This is a genomic window from Denitratisoma sp., assembly GCA_032027165.1.
In the GTDB taxonomy this organism is placed as follows: Bacteria; Pseudomonadota; Gammaproteobacteria; order Burkholderiales; family Rhodocyclaceae; genus Desulfobacillus.
The window spans coordinates 3,094,528-3,114,968 of the sequence record JAVSMO010000001.1 but is presented as its reverse complement, the minus strand read 5'-3'; the positions used below and the strand labels follow the sequence as shown (position 1 = coordinate 3,114,968).

The window sequence follows — 20,441 nt, the reverse complement described above, 5'->3', positions numbered from 1 at the left end:
ATGATCAACTACAACGTCGACGCCGATGGCATCGCCACCCTCGAGTGGGACCTGCCGGGCCGCTCGCAGAACGTCCTCAACGAACAGACCATGGCGGCCTTCGCCGCGTGCGTGCAGAAGGCGCACGCCGACCCCGCCGTGAAGGGCCTCCTCGTCGCCTCGGCCAAGGCCGACTTCATCGCCGGCGGCGACCTCGAGATGCTGCTCAAGGCCGGCGACGCGCAGGCCATGAGCGATAACCTGAAGCAGTGGCACAAGCTGTTCCGCACGCTCGAGACCAGCGGCAAGCCGGTGGCGGCGGCGCTGAACGGCACCACCCTCGGCGGCGGACTGGAGCTTGCGCTGGCCTGCCACTACCGCGTCGCCGCCGACAACCCGAAGGCGCGCTTCGGCTTCCCCGAAGTCACGCTGGGCCTGCTGCCCGGCGCCGGCGGCACGCAGCGCGCGCCGCGCCTGATGGGCATCCAGCCGGCGTTGCTGCTGCTCACCGAGGGCAAGCGCATCAAGGCCGCCGATGCGCAGAAGCAGGGCCTGATCCACGCCGTCGTTCCCGCCGGAAAGGAGCGCGAGGCCGCGCGCGCCTGGCTGCTGGAGCAGGCGGCGAAGAACGCCGTGCCCGGCCGCGACGGCAAGCCGGGCAAGACCCTGCAGCCCTGGGACCAGAAGGGTTTCAGGATTCCCGGCGGCGGCGTCATGACGCCCGCCGGCATGCAGACCTTCATGGCCGGCAACGCCATGCTGCGCGAGAAGACCCACGACAACTATCCGGCGCCCAAGCACATCCTCTCCTGCGTCTTCGAGGGCATGCAGACCGACATCGACACCGGGCTGGCCATCGAGACGCGCTACTTCGTGAACCTGGTGACCGGCCCGGTGGCGAAGAACATGATCCGCAGCCTGTTCTTCGCCATGCAGGACGCCAACAAGCTGACGCGCCGGCCGAAGGACGTGCCGGCGCAGAAGTTCGCGAAGATCGGCATGCTCGGCGCCGGCATGATGGGTGCCGGCATCGCCCACGCCGCGGCGACGGCCGGCCTCGAGGTGGTGCTGCTCGACAGCACGCAGGAAAACGCCGAGAAGGGCAAGGCCTACTCCGCGAAACTGCTGGAGAAGCGCGTCGCCAAAAGTCAGCTCTCGCAGGACGGCGCCGCGGCCGTGCTGGCGCGCATCCATCCCACCGCCGACTACCGTGATCTCGCCGGCTGCGAGCTGGTGGTCGAGGCGGTGTTCGAGGACCGCGCCCTGAAGGCCGACGTGACGAAGAAGACCGAGGCGGCGATTGCCGCCGACGCCATCTTCGCCTCCAACACCTCGACCCTGCCCATCACCGGGCTGGCCGAGGCGAGCGCGCGCCCCGCCAACTTCATCGGCCTGCACTTCTTCTCGCCGGCCGAGAAGATGCCGCTGGTCGAGATCATCGTCGGACAAAAGACCTCGCCGGCGACGCTGGCGCGTTCGATGGACTTCGTGCGCGCCATCGGCAAGACGCCGATCGTGGTGAACGACGCGCGCGGCTTCTACACCAGCCGCGTCTTCGGCACCTATCTCTCCGAGGGCATGGCCCTGCTGCAGGAAGGCGTCGCCCCGGCGCTGATCGACAACGCCGGCCGCCTCGCCGGCATGCCGGTGGGGCCGCTGGCGCTGGCCGACGAGGTCTCCATCGAGCTGGTGCACAAGATCGCCAGCCAGACGAAGAAGGATCTCGGCGACAAATACGTTCCGCGCGCCGCCGACCAGGTCGCCGCGCTGATGGTGGACAAGCTCGGCCGCCTCGGCAAGAAGAGCGGCCATGGCTTCTACGAATATCCGGCCGACGCGAAGAAGCACCTGTGGGCCGGCCTCGCCGAGCATTTCCCGGCACGTACGGGACAGCCCTCACTCGAACAGGTGATCGAACGGCTGATGCTGATCCAGTCGATCGAGACGGTGCGCTGCCTGGACGAGGGCGTGCTCACCTCGCCGCAGGACGCCGACGTCGGCGCCATTCTCGGCTGGGGCTACCCGCCCTTCCGCGGCGGCCCGATCGGCCTGATCCACACCATGGGCATCGGCAATTTCGTCGCCGCCTGCGACCGCCTGGCGGAACAATGCGGCGAGCGTTTTCGCCCGAGCGAAAGTCTGCGCAAAAAAATTGCAGAGGGTTCACAATTCTTCCTGATTTAAGTCATAATCGCCGCACACCGAATTAGCGAAAGACCGTTTTGCACTGCGGAACGGCCTGAACAACAAAGAAGGCAGTCGGAGGAGAGGGCTTGCTGCAATTCTTGCAACTCGTCGCGAGCGGCATCGCGCAAGGCTGCATTTACGGCCTGATCGCGCTCGGCTTCGTGCTCATCTACAAGGCCACCGAGACCATCAACTTCGCCCAGGGCGACCTGATGATGCTCGGCGGCTTTCTCGGCCTCACCGGCACGCTGGCGATGGGCCTGCCCTTCTGGGCGGCGTTCGCCGCCGCCCTGGTCGTCATGCTGTTCTTCGGCATGGCGCTCGAGCGCGTCGTGCTGCGGCCGCTGCTCGGCCAGCCGGCCTTCACCGTGGTGATGGTCACCATCGGCGTCGGCTACCTCGCGCGCGGCCTCGTCACCATGATTCCGGAGTGGGGCACCGACACCCACGTCCTGCCGGTGCCCTACAAGGACCAGATCGTCAGCATCGGCGGCAACGGCACGGAGGGCGGCCTCATCATGTCGATGGAGCACGTCGTCGTCATCGCCGTCACGGCGCTGCTGATCGTGGCGCTGTACCTGCTCTTCAAGCACACCAAGATCGGCATCGCCATGCAGGCCACCTCGCAGAACCAGCTGGCGGCCTTCTACATGGGCATCCCGGTGCGGCGCATCAACATGCTGGTGTGGGGCATTTCCGCCGCCGTCTCCGCCTGCGCGGGACTCCTGCTGGCGCCGATCACCTTCGTGCACGCCAACATGGGCTTCATCGGCCTGAAGGCCTTCCCGGCCGCGGTGGTCGGCGGCTTCGGCAGCATCCCCGGCGCGCTGGTCGGCGGCCTCATCATCGGCGTCGTCGAGACGCTGGCCGGCTTCTACCTGCCGGAAGGCTTCAAGGACATCGCCGCCTACATCGTCGTGCTCATCATGCTGGCGGTGAAGCCGAACGGCCTGTTCGGCGAAAATCTCAGGAAGAAGGTCTGATGAGGTTTCTCTTCAAGACGCACTACAACCAGGACGTCCGCCTGTTCAAGCACGGCGGCCAGGTGTTCTGGTACGGCGCGCTGATGCTCGCGCTCATCGCCGCGCCCTGGCTGCTGCCCGACTACTGGGTCTCGCAGCTGGTCTTCATCTGGATCTACTCGATCGCCGGCATCGGCCTGATGATCCTGGTCGGCTTCACCGGCCAGGTGTCGCTCGGCCACGCCGCCTTCCTCGCCATGGGCGCGTACACCGAGGCCTACCTGCAGCAGCTCGGCTGGCCCTTCGCCATTTCGCTCGCGTTCTCGGCGCTGGTGGCCGGCATCACCGGCATCATCGTCGGCCTGCCGGCGCTGCGCGTGAAGGGCATGTACCTGGCCATCGCCACGCTGGCCTTCGGCTTCATCGTCGAGGAGGGCATCGCCCGCGCCGAGCACATCACCGGCGGCAACGCCGGCAAGATGCTCGGCAGCCTCGAGGTCTTCGGCCTGCCCATCGACAGCGACCAGCGCTTCTACTACCTGGTGCTGGTCATCCTGGTGCTGGTCGTGCTCGGCGTCATGAACCTGCTGCGCAGCCCGACCGGCCGCGCCTTCGTCGCCATCCGCGATTCCGAGATCTCGGCTCAGAGCATGGGCATCAACCTGGCGCGCTACAAGACCACCGCCTTCGCGCTGTCCGCCGCCATCGCCGGCATCGCCGGCGCGCTCTACGCCCACAAGCTGCGCTACCTGTCGCCCGACCAGTTCACCTTCCTGCAGTCGATCGAGCTGCTGATCATCCTGGTGATCGGCGGCGTCGGCTCGATCTACGGCGCCATCTTCGGCGCCGCCTTCTGGATCGTCGTGCAGCAGCTCATCGTGCTGGCCAAGGACTGGCTGCCCCCGGCGATCGGCCAGCAGACCGGCCTGCAGCCGACCATCTTCGGACTGATCCTCGTCACCTTCGTGCTGTTCGAGCCGATGGGCCTGTACGGCCGCTGGCTGAAGATCCGCACCTTCTTCCAGCTCTTCCCCTTCTACCGCAAGGGCATGTTCCGTCGGCAGAAGAGCTACATGAAGTCGGAGCGCATGAAATGACCGCTCCGCTGCTCGAGGCGAAAAACCTGTCGGTGCAGTTCGGCGGCCTGAAGGCCGTGAACGACGTCTCCTTCGAGGTGTGGCCGAACGAGGTGTTCTCGCTGATCGGCCCCAACGGCGCCGGCAAGACCACCATCTTCAACCTCATCAGCGGGCTGTACCGGCCCACCGCCGGCTTCGTCACCTTCGAGGGCGAGAAGATCTCCCATCTCGCCCCCTACGAGATCGCCCGCCTCGGCATCGCGCGCACCTTCCAGAACATCGAGCTGTTCGAGCACGCCACCGTGCTGCAGAACCTGCTGGTCGGCCGCCACTGCCACCGCCACACCAGCTGGTGGCAGGACCTGCTGTTCACGCCCCTGGTCCGGCGCACCGAGCTGCAGTTCCGCCGCACCGTCGAGGAGGTCATCGAGTTCCTCGAGCTGCAGCACTACCGCGACAGCATGGTCGCCGGCCTGCCCTACGGCGTGCGCAAGGTGGTCGAACTGGGCCGCGCGCTGGCGATGCGACCCAAGCTGCTGCTGCTCGACGAGCCGTCCTCCGGCCTCAACGTCGAGGAGACCGAGGACATGGGCTTCTGGATCGAGGACATCAAGCACGACCTCGGCATCACGGTGATCATGGTCGAGCACGACATGGGCCTCGTCTCGCGCGTCTCCGACCGCGTCTTCGCGCTCAACCAGGGCGAGGAGCTGGCCGTCGGCACCGCCGCCGAGGTGCAGTCGCACCCCGCCGTGATCGAGGCCTACCTGGGCGGCGCCGACGACGAGCCGGCGCCGGCTGCCGGCGCCGGAGCCTGACATGAGCGAAGTCATCCTCCAACTCAACAACGTCGAGTCGTCCTACGGGCCGGTGAAGGCCATCCGCGGCGTCTCGCTCAAGGTCGCGCAGGGCAGCATCGTCACCGTGCTCGGCGCCAACGGCGCCGGCAAGTCGACCATCCTGAAGACCATCTCCGGCATCATCGATCCGCAGAAGGGCAGCGTGGTCTACCGCGGCCAGCCGATCCAGAAGAAGGACCCGGCCTGGATCGTGCGCGAGGGCATCGCCCACGTGCCGGAAGGCCGCGAGATCTTCCCCCTGCTGACGGTGCGCGAGAACCTCATCATGGGCGCGTACACGCGTTCCATCGGCGAGCGCGCCGCCGTCGAACAGGAAATCGAGCAGGTGTACGGCTACTTCCCCATCCTCAAGGAGCGGGCGAACCAGCCCGCCGGCCAGCTCTCCGGCGGCCAGCAGCAGATGCTCGCCATCAGCCGCGCCCTGCTGGCGAAGCCGACGATCATGCTGCTCGACGAGCCGAGCCTGGGCCTGTCGCCGAAGCTGACCCAGGAGATCTTCGAGATCATCCAGCGCATCAACCGCGAGCGCGGCGTCACCATCCTGGTGGTCGAGCAGAATGCCCGCGTCGCCCTCAAGTACGCCGACTACGGCTACGTGCTCGAGGTGGGCCGCATCGTCATGGAAGATCCCTGCGCCGTGCTGCGCGAGAAGGAGGACATCAAGGAGTTCTACCTCGGCATCAAGGAGACCGGCGTTCGCGGCACGCGGCGCTGGAAGAAGAAGAAGACCTGGCGCTAGGGGATCGCAAACCATGTGGTGGAACGCCGACAACAAGAATCACTGGTCAACCCGGGACATCGTCGTCCCCGGCGACACCATTCCGCGCCTGTTCTGGAACGCCGCGGAAAAGCGCGCCGACCAGGTCATCTTCCGCCAGAAATCCTTCGGCCTCTGGCAGACCCTGACCTGGCGCGAACTGGCCGGCATCGTGCGCGAGATCGGCATGGGCCTGGTCGAACTCGGCTTCGAGCCGGGCGAGACGGTCTCCATCCTCGGCAACACCCGGCAGGAATGGCTGTTCTGCGACCTCGGCGCCCTGTGTGCCGGCGGCGTCAGCTCCGGCATCTACCCGACCGACTCGGCGACGCAGGTGCAGTACCTGACCGAGGACTCGCGCTCGGCCTACCTCTTCGTCGAGGACGAGGAGCAGCTCGACAAGGCGCTCGAGGCGCGCGAGCAGCTGCCGCAGCTGCGCAAGATCGTCGTCTGGGACATGGAGGGCCTGCGCGGCCTCGACGACCCGCAGGTGATCAGCCTGGAGCGCCTGCGCGAGATCGGCCGCGAGCGCATCGCCAGCCTCGGCGCCGCCGCGGACGCCGAATGGCGCGCGCGCATCGACAGCCGCCAGCCCGGCGACCTCGCCATCCTCATCTACACCTCGGGCACCACCGGCAAGCCCAAGGGCGCGATGCTCTCGCACCACAACGTGGTCTACTCGATCCACGGCTTCAACCTGATCATCGCGCAGAACGAGTCCGACGAGCACATGTGCTTCCTGCCGCTGTGCCACGTCGCCGAGCGCATGGCCGGCGCCTACTTCTCGCTGTACACCGGCGCCGTGCTCAACTTCGTCGAGAACCCGGAGACGATCCCCGAGAACGTGCGCGAGATCCAGCCGACGGTGTTCCTCGCCGTGCCGCGCATCTGGGAGAAGTTCTATTCCGGCGTCACCATCGGCCTGGCCGAGGCCACCCGCCTGGAAAAGCTCGCCTACAAGTGGGCCATCGGCGTCGGCATGAAGATGGTCGCCCTGTATGAAGCCGGCCAGCCGATCGGCGCCGGCCTCAGGGCGCTGCACTGGCTGGGCCGCTTCCTGGTGCTCAACAACGTGCGCAAGCTGATCGGCATCCACCGCTGCCGCTTCCTCATCACCGGCGCGGCGCCGATCTCGCCCGACCTGGTGCGCTGGTACATGGCGCTCGGCATACCCATGCTGGAAGTGTGGGGCATGACCGAGACCGGCGGCGGCGCCACCTGCACGCCGGTGTCGCGCATCAAGCCCGGCATGATCGGCGTCGCCAACGCCTACTGCGAAGTGAAGGTCGCCGACAGCGGCGAGCTGCTGGTGCGAGGCGACAACATCTTCATGGGCTACCTCAACCAGCCGGAGAAGACCGCCGAGACCATCGACGCCGAAGGCTGGCTGCACACCGGCGACGTCGGCTACGTGGACGCCGACGGCTTCTTCAAGATCTCCGACCGCCTCAAGGACATCATCATCACCGCCGGCGGCAAGAACATCACGCCCTCGGAGATCGAGAACCAGCTGAAGTTCTCGCCCTACATCACCGACGCGGTGGTGATCGGCGACAAGCGGCCCTACCTCGTCTGCCTGATCATGATCGACCAGGAGAACGTCGAGAAATTCGCCCAGGACCACGACATCCCCTTCTCCAACTACGCCAGCCTGTGCCGCGCGCCGGAAATCCTCAGGCTGATCGAGGGCGAGCTGGCACGGGTGAACAAGGAGTTCGCCCGGGTCGAGCAGGTGAAGAAATTCCGCCTGATAGAACAAAAGCTGGGCGCCGAGGACGAGGAGCTCACCCCGACCATGAAGCTGAAGCGGAAATTCGTGAACCAAAAGTATGCAGAACTTATAGAATCCATGTACCGTTCCTAGTTGCAAACCAGAGGAGAGGAGACTTGAAAATGAAAAACATCGTCAGCAAGGTGGCCATCCTGGCCGCCGCCACGACCCTGGCCTGGTCCGCCCAGGCCCAGCAGCAGGGTGTCACCAAGGACCAGATCGTCCTCGGCTCGATCCAGGACCTGTCCGGCCCGCTGGCCGGCTTCAGCAAGCCGGCACGCAACGGCATGCAGATGCGGGTCGACGAGATCAACGCCGCCGGCGGCGTGCACGGCCGCAAGATCAAGCTGGTCGTCGAGGACAGCGGCTACGATCCGAAGAAGGGCCTGCTCGCCGCGCAGAAGATGGTGCAGCAGGACAAGATCTTCGCCATGGCCGGCACCATCGGCACGGCGGTGGCCATGGCCAGCATGCCGATCCTTTTCGAGAAGAACATCCCGCACGTCTTCCCGCTCACCGGCGCGCGCGAGATGTACGAGCCGCTGCACAAGCTGAAGTTCTCCTTCGCCGCCCCCTACTACGACCAGATCCGCATCGGCGTGAAGTGGATGGCCAGCGAGCGCGGCTCGAAGAGCTACTGCATCATCTACCAGGACGACGAATTCGGCCTGGAAGTGCTGCGCGGTTCCGAAGACGGCCTCAAGGACATCGGCAAGTCCTTCACCGAGAAGACCTCCTTCAAGCGCGGCGCCACCGACTTCTCCGCGCAGGTGGCGAAGATGAAGGCCTCCAACTGCGACACCGTGGTGATGGGCACCATCATCCGCGAGACGCTGGGCACCATCGGCACCGCCCGCAAGATGGGCTGGAACCCGAACTTCATCGGCACCTCGGCCTCCTACACCGACCTGATCCACAAGCTGGGCGGCCCGGCCATGAACGGCTTCTACTCGATGCACCAGGTGGCCGTGCCCTACCCGGACGACGCCTCCAAGAACGTGCGCGACTGGGCGGCCGCCTACAAGGCGCAGTTCAAGGAGGATCCCGGCCTGTTCTCCGCCTACGGCTACGTCATCGCCGACCTGTTCTACCAGACCGCCAAGCGCGCCGGCCCCAACCTGACCGCCGACAGCTTCGTCAAGGCACTGGAGAAGGAGGCCTTCCCGCGCGACATGTTCGGCAGCCCGGAATACAAGTTCACCGCGACGCAGCATCTGGGCAACCAGAAGTCGCGCGTCAGCCAGATCCAGAACGGCAAGTGGGTGACCGTCACCGACTACCTGTCGAACTGAGTCTTCAACACCTTCGGCAAGAAGGGGCGCTTCGGCGCCCCTTTCTTTTGCCTATGCCACCACGGCGCGGGTGATCGCCGACAGCCGCGGGTTCGCCTCGAAGCGCTGCACGGCGATGTCCTCGATGCCGAAGGACTTCAGCCGCGCCGTGTGCTTGGCAAGGTAGGCTTCCCGCGCATTCTCGTCGGCAAAGAGGTATACGCCGCCGGCGCGGCCCGCCTCCCGGTTTTCCGTCCACACCTTCCACAGCAGGCCGGACTCCGCAGCGATGTCGCGCGCCAGCCCGGCGAAGGCCGCGCTCATCTCGCCGCCCCACGGGCCGGAATAGGGAAAGTCGATCGACAGCAGTTGCGGATTGCCGCTCATTTTTCATCTCCTTTTTGAATGGTGCAGAATGGCACCGGCGAACAGAAGCATATAAAAACCGGCCTGCCGGATCAGCCGGGCGGGCGTGAATGGATCGTTTCCGGAACGGGAGGAATCGGATGGACACACTCGAGAGCATGCGGGTCTTCGTGCGCATCGCCGAGAGCGGCAGCTTCGCCGCCGCCGCGCGCAAGCTCGACATCTCCGCAGCGGCGGCCACCAAGCACATCGGCCACCTCGAACGTCGCCTCGGCGCCCGCCTGCTCAACCGCAGCACGCGCAGCCTCAGCCTGACCGAGGCCGGCCGCGCCTATTACGAGCGCTGCGTCGAACTGCTGCAGGGCATCGCCGAGGCCGAGGGCCTCGCCACCGCCGCCACCGCCACGCCGGCCGGCACCCTGCGCATGACGGCGCCCATCGAGTTCGGCAACCTGCACCTCGCGCCGCTCATCCCGGTTTACCTGCAGCGCCATCCCGCCGCCGGCGTTACGCTCGACCTCGCCAACCGCGTCGTCGACCTCGTCGAGGAAGAGATGGACCTCGCCGTGCGCATCGCCCAGACCATGGACTCGCGCCTGGTGGCGCGGCGGCTCGCCAGCTCCGCCCTGCGCGTGGTGGCGGCGCCGGCTTACCTCGCGCAGCGCGGACGTCCGGCGAAACCGGCCGACCTGGAGGGCCACGACTGCCTGGTCTTCGCCTACCCGACGCCGTGGGACCGCTGGCCCTTCGCGCGCAAGCGGGAAAGGCTCGAAGTACCGGTGCGGCCGCGCCTGATGTCGACCAGTTCGGAGACCCTGCGCCAGTCGGCGCTGGCCGGCGGCGGACTTTCGCTGCTGCCGAGCTTCCTTGTCGGCGCGGACCTCCGCGCCGGCCGCCTGGTCGACGTCTTCCCCGGCTGGGACATCGCCACGCTCGGCATCAATGTCGTCTATCCCAGCCGCAGGCAGCTCGCCGCCAAGGTGCGCACCATGATCGACCTGCTTTTCGAGCGACTCGGCCGGAACCCGGAAGGCGACCAGTGGCTGCCGGAATGAGGGCTTGACAAAAAACGAACGGTCGTGCTATAAAGCCGTCATGGGAAAAGGTGACGAAACCCGGCAGGCGATCCTCGACGAGGCCCTGGCGCTGTGCAGCCAGATCGGCGTCAGCGGCCTGAGCATCGGCGCGCTGGCCGACAAGGCCGGCATGTCGAAAAGCGGCGTGTTTGCGCATTTCGGCTCGAAGGAGGAGCTGCAGATCGCCGTCATGCGCGAAAGCCAGCAACGTTTCGTCGACATCGTCGTGCGCCCCGCCCTGAAGGCGCCACGCGGCATCGCCCGCCTGCGCGCCATCTTCACCAACTGGCTCGACTGGACCGAACGCGCGCGCCTGCCCGGCGGCTGCCCGATGAACGCCGCCGCCAACGAGTTCGACGACCAGCCCGGCCCGGTGCGCGACGCCGTCGAGGCCGGCCTCGCCGACGGCCACCGCCTGCTCGCCAACGCCGTGCGCATGGCCATCGAGGCCGGCGAGCTGCGGCCCGATACCGACATCGACCAGTTCGTCTTCGAATTCACCGGCCTCACCCTGGCCAACATGCAGAGCAAGCGCCTGTTCAAGGACCGGGATGCCAACCGCCGCGCCCTCGACGCCTTCGAGCGCCTGGTGCGCGATTACTCACCGCAAGGAAAGGAGTAGCGATCATGGAAATGCATCTGCCGCTTTTTTTTGGCCCAAAATTAAGCACGACCGTTCGTTTCTTTATTGGCCTCACCCGCCACCGCCTCGCCTTCCGTGTGCTCGCACCCCTTGCGCCGCGCAAGGCCGGCGACCGCGCCCGCCGCCTGTTCCTCACGCCGCCGCGCCACGGCTTCCGCCGCGCCGAGCTCGAGGCACTGGAGGAAGCCTCGCTGCTCACCGTGCCGATGCCGACCGGCCGCCTCGTCGGCTGGCGCTGGGGCCGCAAGGAAGATCCCGCCGTGGTGCTGGTGCACGGCTGGGGCGGGCGCGCGGCGCAGCTGCGCAGCTTCGTCGCGCCGCTGCTGGAACGCGGCTACTCGGTGGTGGCCTTCGACGCGCCCGGCCACGGCATGACCGGCGGGCACGAATCCTCGCTGGTGCACATGGCCGCCGCGCTCGACGCCATGCTGCGCCACCTCGGCCCGGTCGAGGCGATCATCGGCCACTCGCTCGGCGGCGCGGTGACCGGCTACGTGATGGCGCAGGGGGCCCAGGTAAGGAAGGCCGTGCTGCTGGCGCCGCCGGCGAGCCTCACAGAGTACTCGCACCGCTTCGCCAAGCTGTTGCGCCTTCCCGAGGGCGTGCGCGCGCTGATGCAGGCGCAGATCGAACGGCGCTTCGGCATCCGCTGGAGCGACTTCGAGGTGGAGGCGACCGCGCCGAAGCTCTCGCAGCCGGCGCTGGTCGTGCACGACGTCGACGACCGCGACAATCCCTTCCGCGACGGCGAGCGCTACGCCCGCCACTGGCCCGGCGCGCGCCTCGTCGCCACGCAGGGCCTCGGCCACCGCGGCGCGCTCTACGACGCGGCGGTGATCCATGAAGTGGCGTGCTTTCTCGGCAACGCGAAAGGGTAGCGCGGCGCGACGACGCCGCGGACGGCAAAAGTCAGTCGCCCCGGTACGGCGTCATCGCCCGCGCGCCCGAACTCCTCGCGGGCCGGCGGGTCGAACGCTCATGCAGTGCATTCCGGACATCCGGGAAAGCGAGGCGACGCATGGACAGGCACTACGTTTCCGAATTCACGCACTTCATCGATGGTTATCTGGCCGAGCATCCGGAGGTCGTCAGGGACCAGAAGCTCGGCTGGAACATCTACTGGGATCACCGGGTGGATTTCCAGGCGCTCGAGGAAGCCCGAAAGGATTCCGTCCCCGACGACGGCTACGGGTTCCATAATGTCGCCATTCGGAAGGATCATCACTGACCGGAATGGCGACATCCCATGAGCCGACGCGAACACGACAGCATGGGCAGCATCGAGGTGGCGGACGAACGGCGCTGGGGTGCGCAGACCCAGCGCGCGCTGCAGCACTTCCGCATCTCCAGCGAACGCATGCCCGTGGAGCTGATCCTCGCGCTGGCCGAGGTGAAGCGGGCCTGCGCCAGGGTGAATGCCGGCCTCGGCCGCCTGCCGCCCGACGTGGGGCAGGCCATCGCGCAGGCCGCTGACGAGGTGCTGGCCGGCCGGCATCCGGACGAGTTCCCCCTCGCCGTCTGGCAGACCGGCTCGGGCACGCAGACCAACATGAACATGAACGAGGTGCTCGCCAGCCTGGCGACGGAACGCCTCGGCGGCGCCGGGCGGCGCGTCCATCCCAACGACGAAGTCAATCTCGGCCAGTCCTCGAACGACGTCATCCCGACCGCCATGCACGTCGCCGCAGTGCTGGGCATCGGCCAGCGCCTGTTGTCCGGCTTGCGCCAGCTGCGCGGCGCCCTGGCCGGCAAGGCCGATGCCTTCGCCGACATCGTCAAGACGGGGCGCACGCATCTGCAGGATGCCGTGCCCCTGACCCTCGGCCAGGAATTCTCCGGCTACGTGGCGCAACTCGATCACGCCGAGGGGGCCATTACGGCGAGCCTGCCCGCGCTGCTGCAACTGGCCATCGGCGGCACCGCGGTGGGCACCGGCCTCAACACGCACCCCGAGTTCGGCGCCCGCGTCGCGGCGGAACTCTCCGAACGCCTCGGCCCGCGCTTCGCGAGCGCCGGCAACAAGTTCGCCGCCATCGCCGCGCACGATGCCCTGGTGTCGGCCCATGGCGCCCTGAAGACCCTGGCGACTGCGCTCATGAAAATCGCCAACGACATCCGCTGGCTCGCCTCCGGCCCGCGCTGCGGGCTCGGCGAGATCGCCCTTCCCGAAAACGAGCCGGGCAGCTCGATCATGCCCGGCAAGGTGAATCCGACCCAGAGCGAGGCCCTCTACATGGCCTGCTGCCAGGTCATCGGCAACGACGCCGCCATCACCCTCGGCGGCGCTTCGGGAAACTTCGAGCTCAATGCCTGCAAGCCGCTCATCGCCCACAACTTCCTGCAAAGCGTGCGCCTGCTGGCGGACGGCATGGCCAGCTTCGCGGTCCACTGCGTGGCCGGCATCGAGCCGCACCGGGACCGCATCGCCGCAGGGCTGGAGCGGAGCCTCATGCTGGTGACGGCCCTGACCCCGCATATCGGCTACGAGCGGGCAACCGAGGTCGCCCAGCTGGCCCAACGCAAAGGCTGCTCGCTGAAGGAAGCCGCCCTCGCCCTGGGCTATGCCGGACCGGAAAATCTCGATCGCTGGCTGCGGCCGGAGCACATGCTTGGCGCAGGCGGCGAATAACCAAGGCAAACGGTAACGGGAGACAGCCTATGCATACCCAGACGCACGACATCGCCTGCCTGTTCGCCCAACTCGGCCTCCCCGCCAATCGTTCGGGCATCGACGGCTTCGTCGCGGCCCACGGCCCGCTGCCCGCCGACATGCCACTGCACGAAGCGCCCTTCTGGAATCGCGGCCAGGCGGCCTTCCTGCGCGAAGGGATGCTCGAGGATTCCGACTGGGCAGCGATCATCGATGCCCTGAACGTAATGCTGCACGAGCGTCCGCAGTGAACGGCACGGCGGGGAATCGGCGCGCCGCCTTGCCGTGAATGGAAAAGTCAGCCGCCGCGACGCGGCGGCCCGCTCACGCCTGATCGGGCAGCGTGAAGAAAAAGGTCGCGCCCGCGCCCTTCGCGGCCTCCGCCCAGACGCGGCCGCCGTGGCGCGCCACGGTGCGGGCGACGGAGGCCAGCCCCACGCCCGTGCCGGCGAACTCGTCGGCGGCGTGCAGGCGCTGGAACGGCGCGAACAGCTTGCCCGCTTCGGCCATGTCGAAGCCGTCGCCGTTGTCGCGCACGAAAAAGGCGGTCCCGCCCTCCGGGAACCGCTGCAGGCCGAACTCGATGCGCGCCCGCTCCTTGCGTGAGGAGTATTTCCAGGCATTGCCGAGCAGGTTCTCCAGCAGCGCGCGCAGCAGCACGGGGTCGCCGACGGCGCGCAGCCGGCGCTCGATGACGAAATCCGCCGCCCGCCCGGGCTGCGCCGTCTGCAGGGCGATAGCGACTTCCCGCGCCATCCCGCTCAGGTTCACCGGGATGCGCTCCATGGGCGACTGGGAGATGCGCGACAGCTTCAGCAGGTTCTCGATCAGGCGGTCGAGCCGCCGGCTGGCGGCGCTGATGCGCAGGAGGTGGCCGCGGCCCGTCTCGTCGAGGCGTTCGCCGTAGTCGTCGATGAGGATCCGGCTGAAGCCGTCCAGGCTGCGCAGCGGCGCGCGCAGGTCGTGGGCGACCGAATAGGAAAACGACTCCAGCTCGGCGAGGGCCGCCTCCAGTTCGGCGGTGCGTTCCTGCACGCGCCGTTCCAGCGTGGCGTTGAGCTCGCGGATCTCGCGCTCGCGCAAGTAGCGTTCGGTGACGTCCCAGACGACGCCGAAGACGCGGCAGACGCCGTCCGTCTCGTTGCAATGCGGCCGGGCGCGCGCGACCAGGTGCCGCTCGCCGCCGTCCGGCAGGATGACCTCGAACTCGGCGCGGAAAGCCTGTTGCAGGCGCGCCGGGCGCAGGAAGGCATCCATGACGCGCGGGCGTTCATACGGCGGCAGGCGGGCGAGCAGCGCATCGAAGCTGCGCGGGGGTTCGCGCCCCGGTTCCGCGACGAGCTCGCCGGCGCGCGCATCGCATTCCAGCCGGCCGCTGCCCGGCTCCCAGATCCAGGTGCCGACGCCGCCGGCGTCGAGGGCGAGGTCGAGCCGCTCGCGCATCTCGCGCATGGCGCGCTCCTGCGCCAGCCGCTCGCTCAGGTCGGTGAAGACGCCGATGTAGTTGGTGATCCCGCCGTCGGCGCCGCGCACGGCGCTGATCGACAGCAGTTCCGGATACAGGTCGCCCGACTTGCGCCGGTTGACGATCTCGCCGCGCCAGCGGCCGGTCGCTCCGAGGGTGCGCCACATCTCCTCGTAGAACCCGCGCTCCTGGACGCCGGACTGGAGAAGGCGGGGATTGCGCCCGACCGCCTCGTCGGCGGCGTAGCCGGTGATGCGCGTGAAGCCGGCATTGACCGCAAGGATCTTGCCGCCGGCGTCGGTGAAGACGACGCCTTCGGAGAGGTTGTCAAAGACCAGGAGGGCGATTTGCTGCTGCAGCGAAAGCCTGTCCTGGCGGGTACCCGAATCGCTCAAGGGAACACACGGCAAGAGGGGACGATAGTGGATTCTAGCCCCGATGGTGCTCGAAAGTGACCACTATTTGCGCAGGGCCTTTGCCTTCATCGGCGCGGCAGCGTGACGACGGCCGACGTGCCGCCGCCCTCGCGCGCCTCCAGGCGCACCTCGCCGCCGTGGGCGCGGGCGACGGCGCGGGCGATGGCGAGGCCGAGGCCGGTGCCGCCGGTGTGGCGCGCGCGCGAGGCCTCCAGCCGCACGTAGGGCTCAAAGACGCGCTCGCGCTCCGCAGCCGGGATGCCGGGGCCGCGGTCCTCGATGCGGATCTCGACGGACCCGGCGGCGTCGCGAAGCCGCACCTCGATCTCGTCGCCGCCGTAGCGGCGCGCGTTGTCGATGAGGTTCGCCAGGCAGCGGCGCAGCGCCTGCGGCCTGGCGGCGAGCGGCGCCGCCGTGCCGTGCAGACTGACTTTTGCGCCGGCCGCCTCGGCATCCTCGGCGAGGCCCTCGAGCAGCGCGACGAGGTTGAGCTTCACCGCCTGCTCGGTGTCGTTGCCGGCACGCAGGAAATCGAGCGTGCCGCCCACCATGGCATCCATCTCCTCGAGGTCGCGCTGCATGGCCGCGCGCGACGCCCCCTCGGGCAGCTGTTCCAGCCGCAGGCGCAGCCGCGTCAGCGGCAGGCGCAGGTCGTGCGAGACGCCGGCCAGCGCCTGGGCGCGCGTCTCGAGATACGACTTCAGCGAACGCTGCATGGCATTGAAGGAGCGCGCCGCGCGCGCCACCTCCTGCGGCCCGCGCTCGGGCAGCGGCGGCTGGTCGAGGTCGCGCGCGAGGCCGTCGGCGGCATCGGCCAGCGCCGCCAGCGGCCGCGTCAGGCGGCGCACCGCCCAGCCGGCGAGCAGCGCCACCACGGCCGCCAGCAGCGCCAGCAGGCCGAGCGCGCGCAGCGGCCAGTCGCGCGCCGGCTCCGGCAGGGCGTGTCGGAAGGTGACCACCGCGCCGTCGCGCAGGCGCGCCTGCGCCACCGCCATCAGCAGCGGCCGGCCGCGCTCGGCGAAGCGCTCCGCATGCGGCGGCATGGGATGGGCCTCGGCGCGGCCCCGCAACGGCATGCGCCGGATCGACAGCACCTGCAACTCGATCGGCCGCTCCAGCGCGCGCGCGACGCGACGCAGGAAAGCCTCCGCATCCGGACCCGCCTCGCTCCCGCCCGCCTGCCAGGGCTCGTCGAGGGACAGGCGCGTCGGCGGCACGCTGAGGGCGCGCACCAGGCGCGGGCGTTCCTCGGCGGAGGCGCCGTCGAGCACCGAGACGATGCCGGCGATGCGCTGGGCTGCGTTCTCGCCGCGCAGGCGCTCGCCGTAGCGCGAGCGGTCGTCGAGCAGCAGCCAGGTGCCGGCGAGCTGCGCCACCACGATGCCGACGACCAGCGCCAGCACGATCTGGCCGAACAGGCTCCTCGGCAGCAGCCTCACGACTTCTTCTCCACGTCCGCCGCCAGCATGTAGCCCTCGCTGCGCACCGTCTTGATCAGCTGCGGCTCGCGCGCGTCGTCGTCGAGGCGCCGGCGCAGGCGGTGCACCATGACGTCCACGCTGCGGTCGAAGGGGCCGGCCTCGCGACCGGCCAGCACGTCCATCAATTGGTCCCGCGACAGCACGCGGAAGGGGTTCTCGGCGAAGGCGCGCAGCAGCTTGAACTCGCCGTTGGAGACCGGCACGACGACGCCGTCCGCGCCGACCAGGTGGCGCGCGCCGAGGTCGAGCGTCCAGCCGGCGAAGGCCAGCGCGCGCGCCGGCGCCTCGCGCGCGGCGTTCTCGCCGGCGCGGCGCAGGATGCTGCGGATGCGCGCCAGAAGCTCGCGCGGATTGAAGGGCTTCGGCAGGTAGTCGTCGGCGCCCATCTCCAGGCCGACGATGCGGTCGGTGTCCTCGCCGCGCGCGGTGAGCATCAGGATCGGCAGCGCAGAAGTGGCGGAGGCGGCGCGCAGCGCGCGGCACAGCGCCAGCCCGTCCTCGCCCGGCAGCATCAGGTCGAGGATCACCAGGTCCGGCGCCGCGGCGGCGATGCGGCTGCGCATGGCGGCGCCGTCCGCGGCGACGTCCACCTCGAAACCGTTGCCGCCGAGATAGCCGCGCAGCAGCTCGCGCAGCTCGGGGTCGTCGTCGACTACCAGAATCCGCTTGTTCATGGCCGCTAGTGTAGTGCGCCGCGGCCGCGGCGGCGCAAATGTGAGCGGCCTTCGACAAAGCGTTACAAACCGTTAACAAAACCGCCGGCGGATGAAAAATGCCGGTTACACGCGGCGGGTTAAATGGCAACCGTACCTCAACCACACGGAGATCCACATGAAAACGAATACCCGCAGCAAGCTCACCACCGCCCTCGTTGCCGCCGGCCTCGCCCTTGCCGCCGCCGTGCCTGTCGCCTCGGCCGCTCCCGGCCCCGGCATGCGCGAAATGACCCCGGAGATGCAGGAGCGCATGCAATCCCGCATGCAGGCCCGCCTCGACCGGATGGCCAACCGTCTGGAAATCAAGGCCTCGCAGCAGGACGCCTGGCAGGCCTACGCCAAGGTGCACAAGGACATGTTCGATGCCCGCCCGACGCCGCCGGCGAAGGACGCCGACGCCGCCACGCTGGCGCGCCACCGCGCCGACATGGCCGCGAAGATGGCGACGAAGCTCGCCACCCTCGCCGACGCCACGGCGAAACTGCAAAGCGCACTGACGCCCGAGCAGGCCAAGACCCTCGCCGACATGACGCGCCACCCGATGGGCGGCCGCCACGGCGGAAAAGGTGGATTTGGCGGCCGCGGCGAACACGGCCAGCGCGGCATGATGGGCGGCATGGGTGGTGGCATGGGCGGAATGGGCGGCATGCGCTGAGCCAGCACCCGTCATTCCCGCGAACGCGGGAATCCACAAAGACGACCGGATTCCGGGTCGCCCCAGCCGGGGCAACCCGGAATGCCCATTTTCGATCGCGCCCCGGCGGCGCAGCCGCTGCCGTTCCAGCTGATCGATCCCGCCGCGAAGGTCCACCGCGGTACGCTGTTTCCGCAGACCGGGCGCATCGAGGTGGCGGTCGACGGGCTGAAGTACGGCGGCTTCTACATCGTCGCCACCGGCGTCGGCATTTCCCATCCCATGATGATCGGGCCGTACTTCGCGCCCGACACCGTCACCACCTACACCTCCAACCAGGCGCGCGCCCACCTCACCGCCGAAGGCGGCCCGCCGCTCAACTGCGAATTCCTCTTCGACGGCCCGCGCGCCGTCGGCGAATGCCGCACGCCCGCCGGCGCCGCGTACCAGTTCGTGGCGGAAGGAAAGTAGGCCGGCGCGGCCAAGGCAAAAGTCAGTCCCGGCGGGACGGCGGGAAATGAATCAGGCCGCCAGGCGCTCGTCGGGTTCGACCGAGAGTCGCATGCCGACGGCCTTAAGGACGGCGAGGATCGTTTTCAGGGTTGGGTTGCCCTTGGCGGAGAGGGCACGGTAGAGCGATTCGCGGCTGATCCCCGCCTCGGCCGCGACCGCACCGAGCCCGCCGTAAGCCTCGGCAACGGTGCGCAAGGCGAGCAACCCCGCCGCGCGATCGTCCGGATCGTCGAGGGATTCCATCGCAGCCTTGAGATACTCCACCGCCAGCTCGCGGTCCGCGCGCAGCTCCGCGACCTCGCGCGCATGGTGGGCGACTGCCGCCTTCACTTTCCTGCTCATGTCCGCCTCCTTTTCCAGTCGGCCCAATACTGCCTGGCCGTCTTGATGTCCGATTGCTGGGTCTTCTTGCTGCCGCCGCACAGCAGGATCACGATGGCCTTGCCGTGCCGGCCGAAATACACCCGGTATCCCGCGCCCAGATGCTCGCGCAATTCGAGTACGCCGTCGCCGACCGGCTCGCAATCGCCGAACATGCCGGCCTCCAGGCGTTTCAGGCGAACGCGAATCTTGGCCTGCGCTGCTTGTCCTTCAGCGACTGAAGCCACTCCGTCACCGGCTCGCGTCCCGACTCGGTTACGTAGCGGAATACTTCGATCATGAGTCATTGTAGCTTTTAGGCTACATACCGGCAAGGGGAAAAGTCAGTCCCGGCGGGACGGCGGGTTGAGGATCACCAGCGCGATGCCGCCGAGCACCGCTGCAGAAGCCAGCACGAAGCGCAGCGTCACCGCCTCGCCGAGGAAGACGATGCCGCCCAGCGCGGCGATCACCGGCACGCTGAGCTGCACGGTCGCGCCGCTCGTCGCCTTGAGGTGCGGCAGCACGGTGTACCAGATGGCGTAGCCGAGGCCAGAGGTGATCGCGCCGGAGGCCAGCGCGTAGGCGACGCCCGCCGCATCCAGCCGCGCGTCGGCGAGCGGCAGCAGGCTCAGCACCACGGCGAAGGGCACCGCGCGCAGGAAGTTGCCCGCCGTCACGCGCGTGGCGTCGCCCGCCCCCTTGCCGCGGATCGAATACACGCCCCACGCCGCGCCCGCCATCAGCATCAGCGCCGCGCCGGCGAGCGGCGGCGCCGACAGCCCCGGCAGCAGCAGCCCGACCAGACCGCCGACCGCCAGCGCGAGGCCGGCGAGCTGCCGCGCGCCGAAGCGCTCGCCGCGCCACAGTCCCCAGCAAATCATCGTCGCCTGCACCGCGCCAAAGAGCAGCAGCGCGCCCGTCGCCGTGGTCAGGCTCAGATACGCGAAGGAAAAGCCGGCGGCGTAGGCGAACAGCATCAGCGCCGACATCCAGCTGCCGCCGCCAACCTGCGCGTGGCGAAAGAAGCGCACGATCAGCCACAGCACCACCGCCCCCGACGCGAGGCGAATGGTGGTGAAGCTCGCCGCGTCGATGCCCGTCTCCCGCAGCGCAATGCGGCACAACACCGAGTTGCCGGCGAAGGCGAGCATGGTGAGGGTGGTTAATGCAATGGTTCGGGGGATAGGCATTGAGGAAATCAGGCAATACTCAAAATGTTATATCGACATGTCAGTTTGTTATGAGAACGAAA

The 20,441-nt window shown here is 68.4% G+C and carries 22 protein-coding genes; 15 read left to right on the top strand and 7 right to left on the bottom strand.

The annotated features are described in order from the left end of the window. The 7 genes from ROZ00_15225 (at window position 1) to ROZ00_15195 (ending at window position 8,887) form a co-directional block, all read left to right on the top strand. Entirely contained in the window at window positions 1-2,163 is a 2,163-nt protein-coding gene (locus ROZ00_15225; GenBank protein ID MDT3737579.1) for a 3-hydroxyacyl-CoA dehydrogenase NAD-binding domain-containing protein, read from the top strand. Window positions 2,164-2,252: 89 nt separating this feature from the next. Beyond that, window positions 2,253-3,149 (top strand): branched-chain amino acid ABC transporter permease, encoded by an 897-nt coding sequence (locus tag ROZ00_15220; protein MDT3737578.1) that lies wholly within the window; start codon window positions 2,253-2,255, stop codon window positions 3,147-3,149. Then, complete coding sequence (locus ROZ00_15215) at window positions 3,149-4,225, top strand: branched-chain amino acid ABC transporter permease (protein MDT3737577.1); 1,077 nt, start codon at window positions 3,149-3,151, stop codon at window positions 4,223-4,225. The genes ROZ00_15220 and ROZ00_15215 overlap by 1 nt, the downstream gene beginning before the upstream one ends. Next, window positions 4,222-5,025, top strand: a complete 804-nt coding sequence (locus tag ROZ00_15210) for an ABC transporter ATP-binding protein (GenBank protein ID MDT3737576.1) — start codon at window positions 4,222-4,224, stop codon at window positions 5,023-5,025. Before ROZ00_15215 ends, ROZ00_15210 begins: the two co-directional genes overlap by 4 nt. A gap of 1 nt (window position 5,026) precedes the next feature. After that, window positions 5,027-5,806, top strand: a complete 780-nt coding sequence (locus ROZ00_15205) for an ABC transporter ATP-binding protein (protein MDT3737575.1) — start codon at window positions 5,027-5,029, stop codon at window positions 5,804-5,806. Between the two features lie 13 nt (window positions 5,807-5,819). After that, window positions 5,820-7,688: a long-chain fatty acid--CoA ligase gene (locus ROZ00_15200; GenBank protein MDT3737574.1), complete on the top strand. Its 1,869-nt coding sequence runs from the start codon at window positions 5,820-5,822 to the stop codon at window positions 7,686-7,688. Between the two features lie 29 nt (window positions 7,689-7,717). Next, on the top strand, window positions 7,718-8,887 hold the full coding sequence (locus ROZ00_15195) for an ABC transporter substrate-binding protein (GenBank protein MDT3737573.1): 1,170 nt from the start codon (window positions 7,718-7,720) through the stop codon (window positions 8,885-8,887). Window positions 8,888-8,938: 51 nt separating this feature from the next. On the opposite strand, the gene ROZ00_15190 is transcribed toward ROZ00_15195, so the two are convergent. After that, complete coding sequence (locus tag ROZ00_15190; GenBank protein MDT3737572.1) at window positions 8,939-9,253, bottom strand: monooxygenase; 315 nt, start codon at window positions 9,251-9,253, stop codon at window positions 8,939-8,941. 119 nt (window positions 9,254-9,372) lie between these two features. Between ROZ00_15190 and ROZ00_15185 the strand changes: the two genes are divergently transcribed. The 6 genes from ROZ00_15185 (at window position 9,373) to ROZ00_15160 (ending at window position 13,852) form a co-directional block, all read left to right on the top strand. Continuing rightward, window positions 9,373-10,287, top strand: coding sequence for a LysR family transcriptional regulator (locus ROZ00_15185; GenBank protein MDT3737571.1), 915 nt, complete (start codon window positions 9,373-9,375; stop codon window positions 10,285-10,287). A 40-nt stretch (window positions 10,288-10,327) separates the two neighbouring features. Beyond that, window positions 10,328-10,930, top strand: a complete 603-nt coding sequence (locus ROZ00_15180; GenBank protein MDT3737570.1) for a TetR/AcrR family transcriptional regulator — start codon at window positions 10,328-10,330, stop codon at window positions 10,928-10,930. Between the two features lie 98 nt (window positions 10,931-11,028). Beyond that, window positions 11,029-11,829, top strand: coding sequence for an alpha/beta fold hydrolase (locus ROZ00_15175; protein ID MDT3737569.1), 801 nt, complete (start codon window positions 11,029-11,031; stop codon window positions 11,827-11,829). 140 nt (window positions 11,830-11,969) lie between these two features. Further along, complete coding sequence (locus ROZ00_15170) at window positions 11,970-12,179, top strand: DUF3460 family protein (GenBank protein MDT3737568.1); 210 nt, start codon at window positions 11,970-11,972, stop codon at window positions 12,177-12,179. A gap of 18 nt (window positions 12,180-12,197) precedes the next feature. Next, window positions 12,198-13,580: a class II fumarate hydratase gene (gene fumC / locus ROZ00_15165; protein MDT3737567.1), complete on the top strand. Its 1,383-nt coding sequence runs from the start codon at window positions 12,198-12,200 to the stop codon at window positions 13,578-13,580. A gap of 29 nt (window positions 13,581-13,609) precedes the next feature. Beyond that, window positions 13,610-13,852 (top strand): DUF2789 domain-containing protein, encoded by a 243-nt coding sequence (locus ROZ00_15160; GenBank protein MDT3737566.1) that lies wholly within the window; start codon window positions 13,610-13,612, stop codon window positions 13,850-13,852. Window positions 13,853-13,925: 73 nt separating this feature from the next. Here the strand turns inward: ROZ00_15160 and ROZ00_15155 are convergent, their stop codons facing one another. The 3 genes from ROZ00_15155 to ROZ00_15145 form a co-directional block, all read right to left on the bottom strand. After that, window positions 13,926-15,461 (bottom strand): PAS domain S-box protein, encoded by a 1,536-nt coding sequence (locus ROZ00_15155; GenBank protein MDT3737565.1) that lies wholly within the window; start codon window positions 15,459-15,461, stop codon window positions 13,926-13,928. Window positions 15,462-15,547: 86 nt separating this feature from the next. Next, window positions 15,548-16,921 carry an ATP-binding protein gene (locus ROZ00_15150; protein ID MDT3737564.1) on the bottom strand — a complete coding sequence of 458 codons (1,374 nt, stop codon included), beginning with the start codon at window positions 16,919-16,921 and terminating at the stop codon, window positions 15,548-15,550. After that, window positions 16,918-17,637 carry a response regulator gene (locus ROZ00_15145; protein MDT3737563.1) on the bottom strand — a complete coding sequence of 240 codons (720 nt, stop codon included), beginning with the start codon at window positions 17,635-17,637 and terminating at the stop codon, window positions 16,918-16,920. The genes ROZ00_15150 and ROZ00_15145 overlap by 4 nt, the downstream gene beginning before the upstream one ends. Before the next feature lie 157 nt (window positions 17,638-17,794). On the opposite strand from ROZ00_15145, the gene ROZ00_15140 reads away from it, so the two are divergent. Together ROZ00_15140 and ROZ00_15135 are read left to right on the top strand one after the other, a co-directional pair. Beyond that, entirely contained in the window at window positions 17,795-18,334 is a 540-nt protein-coding gene (locus tag ROZ00_15140; protein ID MDT3737562.1) for a Spy/CpxP family protein refolding chaperone, read from the top strand. 81 nt (window positions 18,335-18,415) lie between these two features. Continuing rightward, the gene (locus tag ROZ00_15135) at window positions 18,416-18,784 is read left to right on the top strand and encodes a hypothetical protein (GenBank protein MDT3737561.1); all 369 of its coding nucleotides are present in this window, start codon (window positions 18,416-18,418) and stop codon (window positions 18,782-18,784) included. 51 nt (window positions 18,785-18,835) lie between these two features. Here the strand turns inward: ROZ00_15135 and ROZ00_15130 are convergent, their stop codons facing one another. The 3 genes from ROZ00_15130 to ROZ00_15120 form a co-directional block, all read right to left on the bottom strand. Continuing rightward, the gene (locus tag ROZ00_15130) at window positions 18,836-19,168 is read right to left on the bottom strand and encodes a putative addiction module antidote protein (protein MDT3737560.1); all 333 of its coding nucleotides are present in this window, start codon (window positions 19,166-19,168) and stop codon (window positions 18,836-18,838) included. Next, complete coding sequence (locus ROZ00_15125; protein ID MDT3737559.1) at window positions 19,165-19,362, bottom strand: type II toxin-antitoxin system RelE/ParE family toxin; 198 nt, start codon at window positions 19,360-19,362, stop codon at window positions 19,165-19,167. The genes ROZ00_15130 and ROZ00_15125 overlap by 4 nt, the downstream gene beginning before the upstream one ends. A 168-nt stretch (window positions 19,363-19,530) precedes the next feature. Next, entirely contained in the window at window positions 19,531-20,379 is an 849-nt protein-coding gene (locus ROZ00_15120; protein MDT3737558.1) for a DMT family transporter, read from the bottom strand. Between the last annotated feature and the right edge of the window lie 62 nt (window positions 20,380-20,441).